16 protein-coding genes are annotated in these 19,675 nt (G+C 60.3%); 14 read left to right on the top strand and 2 right to left on the bottom strand.

Annotation, left to right across the window (positions count from 1 at the left end):
• The first annotated feature begins 176 nt into the window (after nt 1–176).
• The 5 genes from BUE38_RS09080 (at nt 177) to BUE38_RS09060 (ending at nt 6,620) form a co-directional block, all read left to right on the top strand.
• Nucleotides 177–2,546 carry a Tex family protein gene (locus BUE38_RS09080; RefSeq protein WP_073434883.1) on the top strand — a complete coding sequence of 790 codons (2,370 nt, stop codon included), beginning with the start codon at nt 177–179 and terminating at the stop codon, nt 2,544–2,546.
• A gap of 104 nt (nt 2,547–2,650) precedes the next feature.
• Complete coding sequence (gene gshA, locus BUE38_RS09075) at nt 2,651–4,306, top strand: glutamate--cysteine ligase (protein ID WP_084541864.1); 1,656 nt, start codon at nt 2,651–2,653, stop codon at nt 4,304–4,306.
• Nucleotides 4,306–4,830 (top strand): disulfide bond formation protein B, encoded by a 525-nt coding sequence (locus BUE38_RS09070; protein WP_073434881.1) that lies wholly within the window; start codon nt 4,306–4,308, stop codon nt 4,828–4,830. The genes gshA and BUE38_RS09070 overlap by 1 nt, the downstream gene beginning before the upstream one ends.
• A gap of 99 nt (nt 4,831–4,929) precedes the next feature.
• The gene (gene rsd / locus BUE38_RS09065; protein ID WP_073434880.1) at nt 4,930–5,412 is read left to right on the top strand and encodes a sigma D regulator; all 483 of its coding nucleotides are present in this window, start codon (nt 4,930–4,932) and stop codon (nt 5,410–5,412) included.
• A 233-nt stretch (nt 5,413–5,645) separates the two neighbouring features.
• Nucleotides 5,646–6,620, top strand: coding sequence for a malate dehydrogenase (locus BUE38_RS09060; protein ID WP_073434879.1), 975 nt, complete (start codon nt 5,646–5,648; stop codon nt 6,618–6,620).
• Nucleotides 6,621–6,829: 209 nt separating this feature from the next.
• Here the strand turns inward: BUE38_RS09060 and BUE38_RS09055 are convergent, their stop codons facing one another.
• Nucleotides 6,830–7,486 (bottom strand): histidinol-phosphatase, encoded by a 657-nt coding sequence (locus BUE38_RS09055; RefSeq protein WP_073435082.1) that lies wholly within the window; start codon nt 7,484–7,486, stop codon nt 6,830–6,832.
• Between the two features lie 259 nt (nt 7,487–7,745).
• On the opposite strand from BUE38_RS09055, the gene BUE38_RS09050 reads away from it, so the two are divergent.
• Nucleotides 7,746–8,273 carry an RNA pyrophosphohydrolase gene (locus BUE38_RS09050; RefSeq protein ID WP_073434878.1) on the top strand — a complete coding sequence of 176 codons (528 nt, stop codon included), beginning with the start codon at nt 7,746–7,748 and terminating at the stop codon, nt 8,271–8,273.
• 133 nt (nt 8,274–8,406) lie between these two features.
• Nucleotides 8,407–10,668, top strand: coding sequence for a phosphoenolpyruvate--protein phosphotransferase (gene ptsP / locus BUE38_RS09045; RefSeq protein WP_073434877.1), 2,262 nt, complete (start codon nt 8,407–8,409; stop codon nt 10,666–10,668).
• 61 nt (nt 10,669–10,729) lie between these two features.
• On the opposite strand, the gene BUE38_RS09040 is transcribed toward ptsP, so the two are convergent.
• The gene (locus tag BUE38_RS09040; RefSeq protein WP_073434876.1) at nt 10,730–11,560 is read right to left on the bottom strand and encodes an NRDE family protein; all 831 of its coding nucleotides are present in this window, start codon (nt 11,558–11,560) and stop codon (nt 10,730–10,732) included.
• Between the two features lie 183 nt (nt 11,561–11,743).
• Between BUE38_RS09040 and BUE38_RS09035 the strand changes: the two genes are divergently transcribed.
• The 7 genes from BUE38_RS09035 (at nt 11,744) to BUE38_RS09005 (ending at nt 19,660) form a co-directional block, all read left to right on the top strand.
• On the top strand, nt 11,744–12,859 hold the full coding sequence (locus BUE38_RS09035) for a response regulator (RefSeq protein WP_073434875.1): 1,116 nt from the start codon (nt 11,744–11,746) through the stop codon (nt 12,857–12,859).
• Nucleotides 12,859–13,650, top strand: coding sequence for a sulfite exporter TauE/SafE family protein (locus BUE38_RS09030; protein WP_200802168.1), 792 nt, complete (start codon nt 12,859–12,861; stop codon nt 13,648–13,650). The genes BUE38_RS09035 and BUE38_RS09030 overlap by 1 nt, the downstream gene beginning before the upstream one ends.
• Before the next feature lie 63 nt (nt 13,651–13,713).
• Nucleotides 13,714–14,502: a prolipoprotein diacylglyceryl transferase gene (gene lgt, locus BUE38_RS09025; RefSeq protein ID WP_073434873.1), complete on the top strand. Its 789-nt coding sequence runs from the start codon at nt 13,714–13,716 to the stop codon at nt 14,500–14,502.
• A 333-nt stretch (nt 14,503–14,835) separates the two neighbouring features.
• On the top strand, nt 14,836–15,693 hold the full coding sequence (locus BUE38_RS09020; protein WP_073435081.1) for a thymidylate synthase: 858 nt from the start codon (nt 14,836–14,838) through the stop codon (nt 15,691–15,693).
• 16 nt (nt 15,694–15,709) lie between these two features.
• Entirely contained in the window at nt 15,710–16,252 is a 543-nt protein-coding gene (locus BUE38_RS09015; protein ID WP_084541840.1) for a dihydrofolate reductase, read from the top strand.
• 153 nt (nt 16,253–16,405) lie between these two features.
• Entirely contained in the window at nt 16,406–18,070 is a 1,665-nt protein-coding gene (locus BUE38_RS23255) for a ProQ/FINO family protein (protein ID WP_073434872.1), read from the top strand.
• Nucleotides 18,071–18,502: 432 nt separating this feature from the next.
• Nucleotides 18,503–19,660 (top strand): porin, encoded by a 1,158-nt coding sequence (locus BUE38_RS09005; protein ID WP_073434871.1) that lies wholly within the window; start codon nt 18,503–18,505, stop codon nt 19,658–19,660.
• Nucleotides 19,661–19,675 lie beyond the last annotated feature (15 nt).

Raw genomic sequence — 19,675 nt, 5'->3', positions numbered from 1 at the left:
CAGTAAGTAGTAAATGCTTGTGCACACTTGCTACCGGACGGAGAGGTATCAGTTCTGTGATGTACGGCTTACAGCTCGAAACTTACAGCTTACAGCTCCGCAGGCAGTGCCCGCGAAGGTTCGCTTTGTGATACCTTGAGCGCCACTTGTCTAGAAGTCGGAATGTCAGGGTATTCATGGACGCAAACGCCAGGATCATTGCACGTCTGGCCGATGAACTGTCGGTCAGGAATTCACAGGTTGCGGCTACCGTAGAGTTGCTGGATGGCGGCGCAACAGTGCCTTTCATCGCTCGCTACCGCAAGGAAGTTACCGGCGCTCTGGACGACTCTCAGCTTCGTCAGCTCGAGGAGCGCCTCGGTTATCTGCGTGAGCTTGAGGAGCGCCGTAGCACCGTTCTGGCAGCCATCGATGAGCAGGGCAAACTGACCGCCGAGCTGGCGGCGAGTATCCGTGAGGCGGATACCAAGCAGCGCCTCGAGGATCTCTATCTTCCCTACCGCAAGAAGCGTCGTACCAAGGCGCAGATCGCACGCGAAGCGGGGCTGGAGCCTCTTGCCGACGCGTTGCTGGCCAATCCCATGCTCGACCCGGAAAGCGAGGCGCAGGGCTACCTGCGTGCGGCAGAGGGCGATATTCCGGCCATCGAGGATGCCAAGACTGCCCTGGATGGTGCCAAGCAGATCCTGATGGAGCGTTTCGCTGAGGATGCCGAGCTGGTCGGTGCATTGCGCGAGCGACTGTGGAATGAAGGCCAGCTGTCCAGCCGAGTGATTGGTGGCAAGGAACAGGAAGGTGCCAAGTTCTCCGATTACTTCGAGCATGACGAAGCTCTGGCAAAAGTGCCGTCGCACCGCGCTCTGGCAATGTTCCGTGGTCGCAACGAGGGCGTATTGGCACTGACCCTGCGTCTGCCTGGTGAAGATGAGGCACCACTTCATCCCGCTCAGGTCACGATTGCTCGTCATGTCGGTGTGACCGATGAAGGGCGCCCGGCGGATCGCTGGCTGGGTGAAGTGGTGCGCTGGACCTGGCGCGTCAAGCTCTACACCCATATCGAAACCGAGCTGATGGGGCGGCTGCGTGAGCGTGCCGAGGGCGATGCCATCGACGTCTTCGCTGCCAACCTCAAGGATCTGTTGCTGGCGGCGCCGGCTGGGCCCCGTGCGACCCTGGCCATCGATCCGGGGCTGCGGACCGGCTGCAAGGTGGCCGTGGTTGATGCCACCGGGCAGTTCCTCGAGCAGGGCACGATTTTCCCCCATGCGCCGCGTAACCAGTGGGATGCGTCCCTTGCCGAGCTGGCGAAGCTGGTGACGAAGCATGATGTCGAGCTGATTGCCGTCGGCAATGGCACCGCCAGTCGCGAGACTGACAAGCTGGCGGCCGACCTGGTCAAGATGCTCAAGGACCGGCGCCTGTCGAAGGTCATGGTGTCCGAGGCTGGCGCTTCGGTGTACTCGGCCTCCGAGTATGCCTCGAAGGAATTGCCGGACCTCGATGTCACCATCCGTGGTGCGGTGTCGATTGCGCGCCGTCTACAGGACCCCCTGGCCGAACTGGTCAAGATCGAGCCCAAGTCGATCGGGGTAGGCCAGTATCAGCACGATGTTTCTCAGGTACAGTTGTCAAGAAGCCTGGAAAAGGTGATCGAGGACTGTGTCAACGCCGTGGGCGTTGATCTCAATACTGCCTCCTCGGCGCTTCTGTCGCGAGTGGCGGGCCTCAACCCTGCGCTGGCCGAGAACATTGTGGCACGACGCAATGCCGCTGGTGCCTTCCGCAACCGCCGTGATCTGCTGGATGTCTCGCGCCTGGGCCCCAGGACCTTCGAGCAGTGTGCGGGCTTCCTGCGTATCATGAACGGCGATAACCCGCTGGATGCCAGTGCCGTGCACCCGGAGGCCTACCCGCTGGTGGAGCGTATTGCTGAGCGCAACGGCCGGGAACTGTCGGCACTGATCGGCGACAGCAGTACCCTCAAGGCGTTGAAGCCGACAGACTTCGCCGACGAGCGTTTCGGGGTGCCGACGGTCACCGATATCATCAGCGAGCTGGACAAGCCGGGCCGTGACCCGCGTCCCGAGTTCAAGGCTGCCGAGTTCCGTGAGGGCGTCGAGACGCTCAAGGATCTCGAGCCGGGTATGGTGCTCGAGGGCAGCGTGACCAATGTGACTCACTTCGGTGCTTTCGTCGATATCGGTGTGCACCAGGACGGCCTGGTCCATATCTCGGCGTTGTCGGACCGCTTCATCGAGGACCCACGCACCGTGGTGAAGGCCGGTGATATCGTCAAGGTCAAGGTCATGAGTATCGATCTCGAGCGTGCACGTGTCGGACTGTCCATGCGTCTGGACGACCAGCCGGGAGAGGCTGATGCCGGTGAGCGTCAGGCGCCTCGTCGTCGTGGTAGTCGAGAAAGTGCCGGTCGAGGAAGTGGCGGCCGCGACGGACGTCGGCGTGAACAGGGGCGTCGCGAGGAAGCGGCAGCACCGGTGGGGGCGCTGGGAGCAGCGCTGCTCAAGGCAAAGCAGAAGCGTTCTTGAATCCTCGGCCAGCATTCCCATAATCTACGGGCGCACAGGCGCCCGTTTCATCCTTGCCACCCGAAGCAGGCCCATGAGTCTCTTCCTGACACGGGGTGTTCATCTTGTCGACTAAGTTATCATCACTCCTCAATCGTCTGCGGGGCCCTGCCGCTGCACGACGCTTTGGCCGACTCAGACGCGGTATCGAGAAGGAGGGGCTCAGGGTCAACCGGAATGGCGAAATCTCCGCGACTCCGCACCCTCCGGCACTCGGCTCCAAGCTGACCCATCCCCACATCACCACGGACTATTCCGAGGCGCTGTTGGAGTACATCACTCCGGTCTACACCCGCCCGGATGAGGCGCTGGAGTTCCTCGCGGACCTGCACCGCTTCACCTATCGCCACCTGGAGGGCGAGTGGGTCTGGCCGGGCAGCATGCCGTCTCGCCTCAACGGCAACGACAGTGTACCGATCGCCGATTTCGGCAGTTCCAATGTCGGCACCATGAAACATGTCTATCGCAAGGGGCTGGATGTGCGCTATGGGCGCATCATGCAGTCGATCGCCGGGGTGCACTACAATGTCTCGATCCCCGATGACCTGTGGAATCTGCTCAAGACGCTCGACGAGCGCGAGGAGTCATCTCTCGATGACTATCGCTCGGCGCGCTATTTCGACCTGATTCGCAACTTCCGTCGCCACAGCTGGCTGCTGCTCTATCTGTTCGGCGCATCACCGGCTCTGGATCAGAGCTTCCTGCCTGACGGCAATGTGCCGAAAGGGCTCCAGCGTCATGCGCGTCGCACCCTGCTGTCGCCCTTGGCGACCAGTCTGCGCATGTCGGACCTGGGGTATCAGAACAAGGTGCAGGATCAGCTCAAGATCTGCTTCAACTCGTTGTCGAACTACGTCAATACGCTGCGCAATGCCATTTCCACCAGTTGGCCCGGCTATGAGGCGCTGGGCGTGCGTGACGGTGATGACTGGCAGCAGCTCAACGCCAGCATTCTGCAGATCGAGAACGAGTACTACAGTGATATTCGCCCCAAGCGGGTCGCACGTCACGACGAGACGCCAAGCCAGGCGCTGGAGGCGCGCGGCGTCGAATACATCGAGGTGCGCTGTCTCGATATCAATCCTTTTTCTCCGCTGGGCCTCGATGCCACCGAGATTCGCTTCGTCGACACCTTCCTGATGTGGTGCCTGCTCTCGGAAAGTCCCTGGATCAGCGATCAGGAGTGCGATCATCTCGACGACAACCGCCGTCTGGTGGTTGAGCGTGGGCGCGAGCCGGGCCTGCAGCTTGTTGATCGCGGCCAGCGCCGCAGCTTGAGTGACTGGGGACAGGATATCTTTGCCCAGTTGGAGCAGGTCGCGGAGCTGCTCGATCAACTCGAGGAGGGGCGTCCGCATGCCGAGGCGCTCGCTGAATTGGCTCCGCGTCTCACCGATCCCTCGTTGACGCCTTCTGCGCGCCTCATGGCCCGTCTTGTGGAGGGCGATGAGGACTACAGCGATGCCATGGTCGCCATCGCCCAGGAGCAGGCTGCTGGCCTCGTCGAGACGCCCATCAATCGCGCACGGGAGCCGATGCTCGATCAACTGGTCGAAACCTCTCATCAGCAGCAGCGCGACATCGAGGCAGCGGACAGTTTCAGCTTCGCTGACTTTCTGGCCGACTATTTCGAGCGAGCGCGTCAATCACGGGCGTTGAGCCCAATGGAACCGCCTCGGGAAGCCGAGGAGCAATCGAAGGTAACTGGAGAGCGTCGCTGATGAGCGAATGGAATCTGCGTCAATGGAGCCTGTTGGGGTTTGTCTTCTGCGTATTGATGATGGCGGTGGCGCTGGTGCTGGAGCACGGTTTCGGACTGACGCCCTGTCCGCTCTGTGTGTTTCAGCGTGTCGCGGTGATCATCGCTGGTGTGGTGTTCCTCATCGCCATGCTGCACGCACCGACGTCGCGCCTCGGTGGTGTGCTCTATGGCCTGTTGGCAGCGCTTCCGGTGATCGGTGGAATCGCGTTGGCGGGGCGTCATCTGTGGCTGCAGTCTCTACCGGCAGACGAGGTACCCAGTTGCGGTCCCGGGCTCGACTACATGCTGGATGTGCTGCCCATGCAGCAGGTGGTATCCACGGTGCTTTCCGGCTCCGGTGAGTGTGCGGAAGTCGGTGCTCGACTGCTGGGTTTGTCGCTGCCGGGTTGGACGATGATCGGTTTCGTGGTGCTGTTGCTGATCCCCGTGGCGATGATGTGCTGTGGTCGTATGCGCGGCTGTGGCTATCGCTGGAACGGCTGAACAAGCAGTTACTGTTGATGGATTGACAGGACCGCTTTCTGGGGAGACTCTGTTGTTCCGCTCAAACCGAGATGGATGGCAATCGCAACGGAGACTCCCATGCTCGAAGACTGCAAGTCTGCCCGTGAACGTTGGGGCGGCGTTCATCAACTGATCGACCGCTGGCTGGACCAGCGCCAGCAGCTGGTGGAAGTGCTTTCCCGGCTCGATGATTCCTGTGACGCTGATCTCGAAACCATCACTCGGTCACGGGTTGATGCCTTCAGCGAGACGCTGATGGATTACATCAGCGCTGGCCACTTCGAGGTCTATCCGCAGCTTCGCGAAGAAGCCCGGGCCTTCGACGACAGTGAGGCTCTGCAACTGGCGGACAGGCTGCTCGAACGCCTGGAGATGTCCACCGAGCTGGTGTTGTCCTTCGATCAGGATTACGCCACACCGGTGCGCTGCCAGCATTATCTGGCACGTCTTCCCGCCTGGCTGGATCGCCTCAAGAAGGGCCTGCGTGAGCGCTTTGCTCTCGAGGACCAATTGATTCAACGCCTGCATCAGGCGCATGCACCGGTGGAAGGCGTTTCCTGACGACAGGTCTGCTGTTGGGGGCTGCACGGTGAATCCGTGTCGCGGGACGCTGGCATCTGTCAGGGTCCTGCCCAGGCGAATTGAGTTTTGGACATGACAGGCATAAGATTTGGCGCGTCCCGAACAACGTAGCCTGAAGAGGGGAAGGTGCTTCGGCTGGCCTGTCTCCCTGACATTTCCGTCATCCTGAACCTCCGGGCCTCCCTCGCGGCGACAAATCCCAAGGAGCCATGATGAAAGACCCCGTACGTATTGCCATCACCGGTGCTGCCGGTCAGATCAGCTACTCCCTTGCCTTCCGTATCGCCTCTGGCGACATGCTGGGCCCGGACCAGCCGGTGATTCTGCAGCTGCTCGAGATCACTCCGGCCATGGAGGCCCTGAACGGTGTGGTGATGGAGCTCAACGACTGCGCCTTCCCGCTGGTTCAGGACATCGTCGCCACTGATGACCCCAATGTTGCCTTCAAGGATGCCGACTTCGCTCTGCTGGTTGGCGCGCGTCCGCGTGGCCCGGGCATGGAGCGCAAGGACCTGCTCGAAGCCAACGCGGCGATCTTCTCGGTGCAGGGCAAGGCCATCAATGACAACGCCAGCCGTGACATCCGCGTCCTGGTCGTCGGTAACCCGGCCAACACCAATGCGTTGATTGCTTCCTGCAATGCGCCGGACCTTGACTCGGGTCAGTTCACCGCGATGATGCGTCTGGATCACAACCGCGCCAAGAGCCAGCTGGCCCAGAAGACCGGCAAGCATGTCACCGACGTCGAGAACATGATCGTGTGGGGCAACCACAGCGCCACTCAGTACCCGGATCTGTCTCACTGCACCGTTGATGGCAAGGCGGCTTTCGATCTGGTCGAGCGCGACTGGTACGAGAATGACTTCATCCCGACCGTCCAGCAGCGTGGCGCCGCCATCATCAAGGCTCGCGGTGCTTCTTCTGCCGCTTCTGCTGCCTCTGCCGCCATTGACCATATGCGCGATTGGGCGCTGGGCAGCGACGGCATCGTCAGCATGGGTATTCCGTCTGACGGTAGCTACGGCGTCGAGCCGGGCATCATGTACTCCTACCCGGTCAAGTGCCAGGGCGGCAAGTACGAGATCGTGCAGGGACTCGAGGTTGATGAATTCAGCCGTGGTCGCATGCAGGCCACCGAGCAGGAGCTGCGCGAGGAGCGTGCGGCAGTGGAACATCTGCTTGGCTGATGGCTGATGGCTGATGGCTGAGTGGCGGCTGCTCCGCTGATGCTGTGGCATCGGACCGTCGGCAGCCGCCATCCATCGACACGAAAGGCCCCGTCACCGGGAGCAGTTGAAGCGGGATCCGTTCAACTGCGATCGAGTGACGGGGCTTTTTGCTTTTTGCTTTTTGCGTGCGCTGAAAATGTTGCCTGGACTGACGGTGTAGAGCCGTATCAGTCGCGCAGAGAGATGATCTTCCAGCCCCGGGATTCCGCGACCTGGCGCAGGTGGGAGTCAGGGTCGACAGCGACGGGATGATCGACCAGTTCCAGCAGCGGCAGATCATTGTGGGAGTCGCTGTAGAACCAGGCGCCTTCAAGGCTGTCATCGCGATTTTCCAGCCACTGCTCGAGGCGAGTGACCTTGCCCTGCTGGAAACTTGGCACGCCATTGACGCGGCCGGTATAGCGCCCGTTGTCGATTTCCGGCTCCACGGCGATCAATTCGTCGATACCCAGGCGCTCGGCAATGGGACCTGTGATGAAACGATTGGTCGCGGTAATGATCAATAACGTATCGCCGCGGCTGCGATGGCGGGCGATCAACTCTTCGGCGCTGGGCAGGATGTTGGGTTCGATCTTGCTGGCCATGAACTGCTGGTGCCAGGCCGCCAGTTGTTCCATGGAGTTTTCAGCCAGCGGTTTGAGGGCCACTTCGAGAAAGGCATTCATGTCCAGTTGACCGGCGTCATAGTCTCTCTTGAAGCGGTCATTGGCCTCGCGATAGGCCACGGGATCCACGGCGCCCTGTTCGAGCAGGAACTCGCCCCAGGCGTGATCACTGTCGATGGAGAGCAGGGTATTGTCGAGATCGAAGATTGCCAGACTCACTACTTGGGTGTCCTCTGCGTTGGGAATGTCCATTGAGAATGGTCCGTTGAGAAGGTCTCCAGGGCCCCCTGTACAGGGTTCTCGAGATGCTTCCCTGACTGGTTGCCCCAAGGAGATCTGCGTCTTCTGTGCCGCTGGGGTGGTCGCACAAAGGCGGCGATTATGGCAGAAGGCTGGCAGGGGTTCGAGAAGTTGTATTGATGCGCTTCAATCCATTGTGGAAGAATGAAGCCAATATCGACTTCATAAGGTGAAGCCCGTGATCGACGCAGACGGCTTTCGCCCCAATGTTGGCATCATCATTGTCAACGACTGTGGGCAGCTGCTTTGGGCGCGTCGGGTAGGGCAGAATGCGTGGCAGTTTCCCCAGGGAGGCATCAAGTCGAATGAGACGCCTCAGCAGGCATTGTTCAGAGAATTGCACGAGGAAATCGGCCTGACCGCTGATGACGTGGAGGTTCTCGCCTGCACCAGAGGATGGCTGCGCTATCGCTTGCCGCGACGCATGGTACGTACGCACTCCCGCCCGGTGTGTATCGGCCAGAAACAGAAGTGGTTCCTGCTGCGAATCCGTTGCCAGGAAACCCGCATCTGTGTAGATGGTACTCCCAAGCCGGAATTCGATGGCTGGCGCTGGGTCAGTTACTGGTATCCACTGGGACAGGTGGTGTCATTCAAGCGCGAGGTATATCGACGGGCATTGCGCGAGCTGCTGCCCCGTGCCCAGAGCCTGGCGCTGGAACATGAGCAGGTTGACCACTGGGGATATGCAGAACAACGAGGTTGAATAATGCGAGTCTCAGGAGCCAGGGGTTCCAAAACCAGAGTTTCCGCAACGGACTCCAGGAACAACAGGGTGAGGTCGGCGAAACGACGTTCCTCACCGGGGTGATAACCGCCACTGCCATAGGGTTTTCAGTATGCTCGACGTCCTTCGACGAATCATTCAGGAGGTCAACAGCGCGCGGAGCCTCGACGCAGCGCTATCGACCATGGTCCGGCGTATCCGCAAGGCAATGCGTACGGATGTGTGTTCCTTCTACCTGTTTGATGCCGAGCAGGATGCACTGGTGCTGATGGAAACCATCGGTCTGCGTACCCAGGCCGTCGGTCGCGTGGCACTGCCGGTTGGCGAAGGCCTGGTCGGCACTGTGGCGCGCCGGGAGGAGCCGCTCAATCTCGAGGACGCTCAGGCCCACCCCAGCTTCCGCTATTTCGAGGCCACCGGAGAGGAGCGCTACTCCAGTTTTCTCGGCGTGCCGATTATTCACCAGCGCCGCATGCTGGGAGTGTTGGTCGTTCAGCAGGCCGAGCGACGTCGTTATGACGAAGCTGACGAGGCCTTTCTGGTCACCATGGCGGCTCAGTTGGCCGGTGTGTTGGCACACGCCATTGCCACCGGCGGCCTGACGCGGCCCTCGCTGCCCGGCGGCCAGGCCACCTTCATCGGTATAGCCGCGTCACCGGGCATGGCCATCGGCGAAGCAGTGGTGCTGTCGCCACCGGCGGATCTCGATAGTGTGCCGGATCTGGTGCCGACCGATGTCGAGTTCGAGATCGAGCGCCTGCAACTGGCCATCGGCAAGGTCAAGGAGGAGATCCGCGCCGCTGGTGAGCGGCTGGCCAACCGTATTTCTGCCCAGGAGCTCGCGTTGTTCGAGGTCTATCAGCAGATGTTGGGTGAGGCGGCGTTGTCTCAGGAAGTCGAGAAACGTATTCGTGAAGGCCAGTGGGCACCGGGGGCGCTGGCCGACGTCGTGCGCCGCCATGTGCAGTACCTCGAGCGTGTCAACGATGACTATCTCAAGGAGCGTGCCGCGGATGTGCGAGATCTCGGTCGCCGCGTGCTGGCTCATCTTCAGGAGGAGTCACCCGACAAACCGGATGAATATCCACCCAACACCATTCTGATCGGCGACGAGATCAGTGTTGCCTTGCTGGGCGAGGTGCCACGCGAGCGCCTTGGTGGCTTGATTTCCCTGCGCGGCTCGAGCAACTCCCATGTGGCGATCATCGCTCGAGCCATGGGCATTCCTCTGGTCTCGGGGATGGTCGATCTGCCCATGCCTCGCCTTGGGGGGGCACGGCTGGTGCTGGATGGCCACCGGGGTCGAGTGTTCGTGCGTCCCACTCCCGAACTGGTCAGCCATTATCAGACCTTGATCGACGAAGAGCTGGCCCTGTCGGAGATGCTCGAACACGAGCAGGATCTGCCCAGCACGACACCGGATAATCATGAGATGGTGTTGATGGTCAACACCGGACTCGCTGTGGATACCGTTGCCTCACTCAAGTCGCGCATTGGCGGGGTGGGCCTGTATCGCACTGAAGTGCCGTTCATGATCACCGAACGCTTCCCGGGGGAGCAGGAGCAGACGCGTCTGTATCGCGATCAGCTGTCCAGCTTTGCGCCGCTGCCGGTGGTGATGCGGACACTGGATATCGGTGGTGACAAGGATCTGCCGTACTTCCCCATCGAAGAGGCCAATCCCTTCCTTGGTTGGCGGGGCATTCGTGTCACCCTCGATCACCCCGAGGTGTTGATGGTGCAGTTACGCGCCATGCTCAAGGCCTCCCAGGGGCTCAATAACCTCCAGATCCTGTTGCCGATGGTGACCACCATCGATGAGGTTGATGATGCGCTGAAGTTGATTGATCGCGCCATCATCGAACTGGGAGAGGAGGGAGGTGCCGTTGAACGTCCTCGCATTGGTGTCATGCTCGAGGTTCCGGCAACGCTCTACCAGCTGGCAGCGCTGGCCAGACGAGTCGATTTCTTCTCCGTCGGCAGCAACGACCTGACCCAGTATCTGCTGGCGGTGGATCGCAATAATCCACGTGTCGCGGATCTCTACGACTCCTGTCACCCAGCGGTATTGTCGGCGCTGCAGCGTCTGGCAACAGAGTCGGCGCAGCTCGGTGTCCCGGCATCGGTATGTGGTGAACTGGCCGGTGATCCCGCCGGTGCGCTGTTGTTGATGGGCATGGGCTTTGACACCCTGTCGATGAATGCTCCCAGCCTGCCTCGCGTACGTGCGGCGATCCGCCGAGTGACTTACCAGGCAGCGACGCAGCTGGTCGAGGAAACCTTGATGCTGGAATCTCCCACGGCGATCCGTCGTCATCTGGCCGAGCGCATGCAAGAGTGGCAGCTGGCGCATCTACTGCCGCCTCAGGACTGACTCCGTGATTCCCCAGTGCTGTACTGATCGCGGCTCAATGAGGATGCATTTGATGGCCTGGTCAGCGGTCGACCCCGGACACCAGTGTCGCCCGTTGTTCGGCGGTGATCGGTATCTCCAGCTGACTTTTACCCAGTGCGATGCCCTGTGCGCCGAAGCGCTGTTCGATCATGCGGAAGTGGGGGGCTGAGTCAGTAGTCACCAGGGCAAGGCGTGTTGTTGAACGGGTGCCGTAGTCTTCGCCGACGATGAAGGGCGCGGAGAGAAAACGCTCCAGTTCAAGACCGACTCCGGTATCAGGCAACATGGCATCCGGTGCCTGGCGGGTGTCTGCAAAACAGGCTCTGCTCTCGGGCAACCGCAGTGATGGCTCCAGGCCTTCTGCCATATCTCGGCTCAATGCGTCGCGTACTTCGACCAGTTTGGGCCAGGGACTATCCAGGGTGGCGTTGGACAGGCCGTGGGTGCCCGCCGTCACCGCCGCCAGTTGCATGCCCTGACGATGGCGGCTCAGGTGCCAGAGGTGCTGGGCATCGCCAACCAGCAGGTTGAACCCACCGTAGGCGAGCCCGGTGCCGGTCAGTTGCAGCTCCAGCCAGGCCTCGAGGTCATCGGCCAGCAGGGCATCGCGCACCAGTTGGCCGCGGCTGGGAGTCTGCGGGGTACTGATGAGTTCAGGATCGCGCACATTGGTCAGGGCGGCGAAGCGGCCGCGTTGATGTACCGCCAGCCAACTACCTCCTGCCTGGAGGTCGCGGCCGCCACTGATCGTGGAGTGGTCGCGCCAGGTAGCCAGCGGTGCAGTGGGACGACTATGCTGCTCGTCGCGGTTGGCAACGAGTATCAGAGGGACTGAAGTCCCCGGGGCGAAATGCAGGGCGATAAGACACATGACCGCAGATTAGCGGGAACCAGACAAGTGCGAAAGTGTGGCGGAAAAAGTCGGGCCTGAGTTTCGTCATCGAGATCAATTCATAGCGTTGAGATGTAGTGAGCTGTATGCATACATGCGCAAATGACAAGGTACTACTCGGCAACGTACACTCATCCGCACTTCCGTGTGACAGGATTCGACATGGCGGGTGAGACACGCAAGGATCGCATCTGGTACCGGTTGGTGATGCCCATTCTGTGGCCGGTGACCATTGCTCAAATGGTGTTGTTGCTGTTGGGACTGGGGCTCGGTGGCAGCCTGCACTGGCTGATGCCCCAGGCGGCCAACTGGGGGACCAACCTGTGGCTGATGATGGGCCTGGTGGCCGGAACCACGCTCAATCTGCTGATCTTCCTGATGCTGCTGCGTCACCGTGTTGATCGTCTGCAGAGGTGCCTGGATGGGACCCTGGACAACATCGATGAAAGGCTTTCGCGACGCTTCGCACTACTGGGTGTTTCGTGGCCGGAGCATGATGACGCCTCTTTGACGGAGCGGGTGCTCAATGCCATCAAGGGCGTTGATCAGCTACTGCGTTTCTATGACAGTCGTCAACCTCCCAGTTCCGATCCAGTAACGCCGCCCAGTAGTCAGGAACCCATACTGCGTGACGAGATCCAGCGCCTTGCCACCGCCCTGGCGCGTGCCCGCAATGAGTCGCGTCTCAAGTCGAGCTATCTTGCGCACATCGCAGGTTCACTGGCACCAGTCATCGAGCTGGTGGAGAGGCGTGACGTGCTTCAGCAGGTGACGGATGGCGATGAGTTGCGCCGTCGCTTGTCGGATGTGCGCCTGTTGCTGGAGAACCTCGATGATGGAAAGGTTGAGGATGGCGATGATCCTGCTGCACCCGCAGCCCGGGTATTGATCGTCGACGACGGTCCCGTCAATCTGATGCTGGCGCGTCAGGTTCTGGAGCGCGAAGGGTTTGGTGTCATCACTGCGACCAGCGGTGGCGAGGCCCTCGAGTTGCTGCAGACTCATGCTGTTGATCTGGTTCTCATGGATATTGTCCTACCCGATATCGATGGCGTCGAAGCCTGTCGACGCCTGCGTGCCTTCGAGGCCGCGTCGCCCCAGCGGCAAAGGGCAGCCGTGATAGCCCTGACGGCCAACGCCAATGATCAGGACCAGCAGCGTTTCCGAGAGGCGGGTATGGATGGTGTTCTGGCCAAACCCTATCGGCCCCAGGCGCTGCTCGAGACCGTCGAGACCTGGTTGAAGGGGGGAGATGCGGCACCCGGGGGCATGGACTGATGCTGCTGTCCCTGCTGGCCTATCTCGCCCTCGGGGCGGTGGCTGGCACCATGGCGGGTCTCTACGGAGTCGGGGGAGGCCTGATCATCGTGCCCAGTCTGGTCTCGGTGTTCTCATTGTTGAATGTCTCGCCGGACGTGTCCATGCATCTCGCTGTGGGCACCTCACTGGCTACCATATCGGTGACCGGAGCCTCTTCTGCGCTGGGGCATCTGCGCCGAGGCAGCGTCCGGCGTGACTGGTTGCAGGCATTGTTGCCGGGCCTGGTGGTCGGCGCCGTAGCAGGAGTGTTCGTCGCCGGCAGTCTTTCCGGTGGCAAGCTGGGTATCCTGTTCGGTATCTTTCTGCTGCTGGTGGCCGCGAGACTGGTTTTCGGGCGTTCGCCCCCCGCCGGAAGCACCTCGCCCGGAAAAGGCAGGATGGTGGCTGCCGGTGGGGTAATTGGAGGTATATCGGCATTGTTCGGTATCGGCGGTGGCACGCTGAGTGTGCCCTGGCTGATCCGCTGTGGTGCGACCATGACCCAGGCGGTGGGCACTTCGTCGGCCTGCGGTCTGCCGATTGCGCTGGTGGGCGCGGCGACCTTCATGATCACCGGTTGGGGCGATGTGCGACTGCCTGAAGGTGCGCTGGGCTATGTCATGGTGCCGGCCTTCATCGGCATCGTCGTCACCAGTGTGCCCTGTGCGCGGCTCGGAGTGCGTCTGGCGCATTATCTCCCTGCCCGGGTGCTCAAACTGTCATTTGCTGCATTGCTGGTTATTGTAGGGCTGGGGTTTCTTTTGCCCTGAACCCTTGTCGATGTCGGCAGTCATATTCATTTCCAGATTTTCCTGCAGGGAAGCAACTTACCTATGTTGAGTTATCCTGAAATCGATCCGGTGGCCATCGCGCTTGGGCCCTTCAAGGTGCATTGGTACGGACTGATGTATGTGGTGGGCTTTGTCGCCGCCTGGTGGCTGGGGTGTCGTCGTGCTGCGCGCATCGGCCTGACCCGCGATGATGTCAGCGATCTGCTGTTCTACACGGCCGTCGGTGTGGTCGGCGGTGGACGGCTGGGATATGCGCTGTTCTACGGGCTGGATCAGTGGCTCGGCGATCCGCTGTGGGTCTTCAAGGTCTGGGATGGTGGCATGAGCTTCCACGGCGGTCTGATCGGCGTGCTGGTTGCGGCGCTGCTGTTTGCTCGCCGCAAGGGGTTGGCCTTCTTCACCCTGACGGACTTCGTTGCTCCTCTGGTGCCGGTGGGGCTGGGCGCAGGGCGTATCGGCAACTTCATCAACCATGAGTTGCCGGGGCGTGTCACCGATCTACCCTGGGGCATGCCGTTTCCCGGCTACGGTCCTGAGCCGCGCCACCCGTCTTCGCTCTATGAAGCGCTGCTGGAAGGTGTGGTGCTGTTCGTGATCCTGTGGTGGGTGTCCGCGCAGCCGCGTCGTCGCGGTCTGGTGTCCGGCCTGTTCCTGATCTGCTATGGCGCATTCCGCTTTTCGGTGGAGTTTGTGCGTCTTCCCGACCCGCAGCTTGGTTTCATCGCTCTGGGATGGATGACCATGGGTATGCTGCTCAGCTTGCCGATGATCCTGTTTGGTGTCCTGCTGGTGGTGTGGTCTCGTCGCCAACCCGTGGATGGGAAGCTGTAGCTACGAGCCACGAGCCACGAGCCACGAGCCACGAGCTGGCCCATGTTCGTTCCCGACGAATGTGCACTTCCCACATCCATGTGGGTCGCGAGCTACGAACGCACCTTCAATGGGGTGAACGACAAATCGCCGTCTCCTGGCCTGGAGCGGCGATTTTCTTTAGACTATTTTCCTTGAGCGCCTGTCCTGGAACTCCTTTCCTGAATCGTATTCCTGCGCCGTTTTCTGGAACCGTTTTCTGGAGCTGTTTTCTGAAACCGTTTTCTGACCCCATTTCCTGAAAACATGTTCCAGACACAGGCCACTTTCCGACTGCCCGAAACAGAGAAGCTGATGTCCTTGACTGATTCTGGTCTACTCGCCCCTGAGCAGCCTGCTCTTCAAAAGCCGGCTCTCGAAGCCCCCTATCTGGACCTGATGCGCGAAGTGTTGGAGAACGGCGTCGAGCGCTCGGATCGTACCGGTGTCGGGACGCGTTCGCTGTTCGGCCACCAGATGCGCTTCGATCTGGCGCGGGGCTTTCCTCTGCTGACCACCAAGAAACTGCACCTGCGCTCTATCATCCATGAGCTGCTGTGGTTCCTTCAGGGCGATACCAATATTGCCTACCTGAAGGAAAATGGGGTGCGTATCTGGGACGAGTGGGCTGACGAGAATGGCGATCTCGGGCCGGTGTATGGTTACCAGTGGCGTAGCTGGCCGGACCCGCGCGGTGGCCACGTCGACCAGATTGCGAAGCTGCTTGAGCAGTTGTCCAGCAATCCGCACTCACGCCGGCTGATTGTCTCAGCCTGGAACCCGGCACTGGTCGATGAGATGGCGTTGCCGCCTTGTCATTGCCTGTTCCAGTTCCATGTTGCCGATGGTCGTTTGTCCTGTCAGCTCTATCAGCGCAGCGCGGATATCTTCCTCGGGGTCCCCTTCAACATCGCCAGCTATGCGCTGTTGACGCAGATGATCGCCCAGGTGGTGGGGCTGAAGCCGGGGGATTTCGTGCATACTCTGGGGGACGCTCACCTTTATCTGAACCACCTTGACCAGGCCCGCGAACAGCTGTCGCGTGAACCTCGTCACGCGCCACGTCTGGAACTGGATGCCTCGGTATCAAACCTGTTTGATTTCCGCTTCGAGCACATCTCGATCCAGGACTACGATCCACACCCGCATATAAAGGCCGAGGTGGCGGTATGAGTGAAGAGGTGGCGGTATGAGCGAACAGGCTCCCATTCAGATGCTCGATACACTGATTCCGGTGGCGATGATTGCGGCGATGTCGCGCAACAGAGTGATCGGCGTCGATAATCAACTGCCCTGGTATCTGCCGGAAGACCTCAAGTTCTTCAAGCGCATGACCCAGGTGAAGCCGCTGGTAATGGGGCGCAAGACCTTCGAGTCCATCGGACGCCCGTTGCCCAACCGACTGAATATTGTGGTGACCCGGGATACTGCCTTCCAGCATGATGGCGTGCGGGTCTGTCACGATCTGGCCAGTGCCATCGAGATGGCCGATCAGCATGCCACTGTTGATGCGGCGGATGAGATCATGGTGATGGGCGGCGCGCAGATCTATGCTCAGGCATTGCCGGTGGCCCAGCGCCTCTATCTCACCGAGGTTGATATCGAGCTCGAGGGAGACGCGTTTTTCCCCGAGCTGGACCTCAGCCAGTGGCAGGAGGTGGATAGCGTTGCCGGTACGCCCGCCGATGGCCAACCGAACTATCGTTTTGTTCGCTATGAGCGTCGCTGCTGAGAGACAATTGCGACATTGGCGGGGCTGGCACAGACTGTCTGGATAACTGAACAACATCTGCTGACTCTGGCCCGGGATCGGCCAACGGGTGAGCATGAGTAGTTTTCGAACTGTCTTTTATGGGACAGGGCGTCAAGCCTGGAGGGATACGACGTGATCGATACGCACGCAGAGCATCCGTTGAATGCGCTCGAGCAACGTTTGGCGACGCTGGTGGACGGACTGCGTGAAGGTTACCTTCGCGAACAGCGCCTCACTTCAGAGCTGGATAGTGCCTCTCGGCAGCAGGAGTCGCTCGAGCAGCAGTTGGTCGAACAGCAGGAACAGCTCGCGGAGGTGACTCGGGAACGCGACAGCCTCCAGGCAAGCAGCGCCGAGCAGCAACAGCATCGTCAAACCCTTGAGCATCGTTGTGAAGAGCTTCAGCGGGCTTGTGAAGAGCTCCAGCTGGAGCGTGAACAACTTCAGCAGCGGTGCGACGAGCGGCAGCAGAGCCTTGATGAGTTACGGCAGCGCCATACGGAAATCGAGCATCGCTGGCAGCAGGCCCAGTCACAGTTGGACGAGGCCGCTCAACAGCAGGCCCGATTTGCTGAAGCTCAGGCTGACGCCCAGGCGCAGTTGAACGAACAACAGCAGGCTCAACAGGCACGTATTGGCGAACTGGAGGCTGAGCTTACGCAGGTGCGCGACGAACGCCAGCAGTTGGCCGACCACAACAGTGAGCTGGCGGAAGAGAATCGCGAGCTGGATGAGCAGAACCGTGAGCTTGAAGCTCACAATGCCCGTCTGCGCGAGCGTGTCGAGCACCCTGAAGCATCCTCCTCAAGCCCAACACCGATGTTTTCCCGTTCGACTCGTCGCGCCCAGGGGCTGGCGGCGTTGATTCACCACCGGCCTCGTCATGATCAGACCAGTGGCGATGCCGAGGCATCGGAGGGGCAGACACCGGCAGGGGGTGAACAACAGCGGGAAGCCGCCGCCGAGGAGCCGCGTCCTCAAGAGGAAGCCTCTGCGTCCACCGAATCCAGCGTGCCTGAAGCAGAGCACTCCCATCCCTCCACTGAGGCTGGCGAATCCTTGCCTTCCAACGCGGAGGGGGCCCTGTCGCCATCCCCGGAAACGGGAGGCGATTTATCTTCCGCAGCTGAAGGCAATTTATCTTCCGGAGCTGAAGGCTCTTCAACCACGTTGGATGCTGATTCTCGACCTGCGGTGGAGCAGGGCGACCTGCCCTTCGACAAGGCGCCGTCTCCTCAGTCTCTATTGGCAGATTGGTACCAGAAATACGATCAGACCTTCTTCAAGGGACATACTCGCCCACTCAAGGTCGGCATCCACGAAGATCTGGCGGCTCGGGAGCCATGGCCGGAGAAGCTGGTTCGTCGCGCTCTGGCCTGCTATGTCAATCTGCCGCGCTATCTGAAGTCGGTGCGCGAGGGAGCCGATCGCATTGACCTCAGCGGTGGTGTGGATGGTCAGGTGGACGCCCAGGCGGCCGAGTATGCCAAGCGCAAACTGGATCGCCTGCAGGCGGAGCGGCAACAGCAGGGGCGCAGGAACAAGCCGGCTCGTCGTGGTACGGGAGGCAAGGCTTCCGCTGCAGGGAACAAGGCCAGCGCGTCCTCCAGAGAGCCGGAGGCTTCACCGCCCGCGGCGGGAGGGGCGGTCAGGGACGCTCAGTCCACGTCTTCGCCATCTCCTTCGGCCGAAGCTGAGCCCCGAGGACAGCGGGAAGGGGGGCAGCGGGAAGATAGTCGTGAAGGTCGCCTTCAACGCAAGCTGGATGCGCTGATGGCCCGCCATAACGCCAATTGATGGGCCCTCCGATCTTTCGCTCAACTTGTGTCATGTTGCGCGTTGACTTGAAAGCGTCACATCGGCGGGGCATGATGTATCCGCTCCGCCTTTGGCTCGAGTGATGAGCGAAAAGTTCCTGTTTATTAACGAACAATGTTCATTAAATGGGTTGGCGAAGGTGGGGCAATCGCAGGGATCGTTGTCCAATTCCTGGGCTGCATGAAGGAAAACAGTGTTTTTTTCTTGTTGCGCTTCCGGGAATCCCGTTATATGGTTGCCCTTGCGAGCATTGGACTATAACAAGGCCGCGCCGATGTCGGGCTCGCTGCCTCAAACCTCCCGAGAGGGAGCTGGAAGGCCAGAATCGAGCCGGCAATAGACCGGCAAAGCCAAAGCTGCCCACGCGCAGCAAACGATCGAAACAGCAAGCTAGTCAAAAGGAACACAGCAATGAAAAAGACACTGTTGGCGACTGCCATCGCTGGTGCTGCTGCCTTCGCCACTGCCGGCGCCCAGGCTGCTACCGTCTACAACCAGGACGGCACCAAGCTGGATATCTACGGTAACATTCAGTTGATGTATCTTTCTCAGAAAGATGTGACCGGTGAAACCAAGGATGAAATCGCAGATAACGGTTCTACCATCGGTTTCGCTGCTGAGCACGTGATCTACAACGGTCTGACCGGCTACATGAAATTCGAGCTGGATGACTACGAAGCCGACGAGATGAAGATTTCCACTGGCCGTGGTAATGGCGACCAAGCCTACATCGGTCTGCGTGGTAACTTCGGTGATGCACGTGTTGGCTCCTACGATTCGCTGCTGGATGACTGGGTTCAGGATCCGGTCTCCAACAACGAATACTTCGATCTGTCTGACACCAACGAGTTCAAGGGTGCGCCGGGCACGTTCGTAGACGAAGATACAACTGTTGGTGATCCGGAAGGTGACAAGATCACCTATACTTCACCGGTCTGGGGTGGCTTCCAGTTTGCCCTGGGTAGCCAGTACAAGGGCGACGCTGAAGACGAGAACCTGCAGGATTCCGGTAATGCGTCCTTCTTCGGTGGTATGAAGTACACCATCGGCGGCTTCTCTGTCGCAGGTGTCTATGACAACCTGGGCATCTATGACATTGATTCTGGCCGTGCGATGTATGACACGGTTGATGCAGATGGCAATCCTGTCCAGGTTGATGCCGAAGGCGATCTGGGCGACCAGTACGGTATCACCTTCCAGTACCAGTGGGACACCCTGCGCGTTGCTCTGAAGTATGAGCGCTTCGAGTCCGACAACGATCTGATTCTGGACTCTGACCTGTACGCACTGGGCGCACGCTACGGCTACGGCAACGGCATGGGCGACATTTACGGTGCTTACCAGTATGTCGATTACGGCGGTTCCGGCTTCGCTGATCGCCTCAGCACGCTGAACTGCGATGTTCGCGATCGTGACGGTTGTGAAGAAACTGATAGCCGCAACGAAATCGTCGCTGGTGTCACTTACAACATCTCCGATGCCATGTACACCTGGGTTGAGGGTGGCTGGTACGACCGTGATACTGACGCAGATGACGGCTACGCTGTGGGTCTGACCTACCAGTTCTAAGCTTCGGCAGCGAAC

This window comes from Halomonas cupida, assembly GCF_900142755.1.
Taxonomy (GTDB): Bacteria; Pseudomonadota; Gammaproteobacteria; order Pseudomonadales; family Halomonadaceae; genus Halomonas; species Halomonas cupida.
The sequence above is the reverse complement of the archived record's forward strand: the minus strand, read 5'-3'. Positions and strand labels throughout refer to the sequence as shown.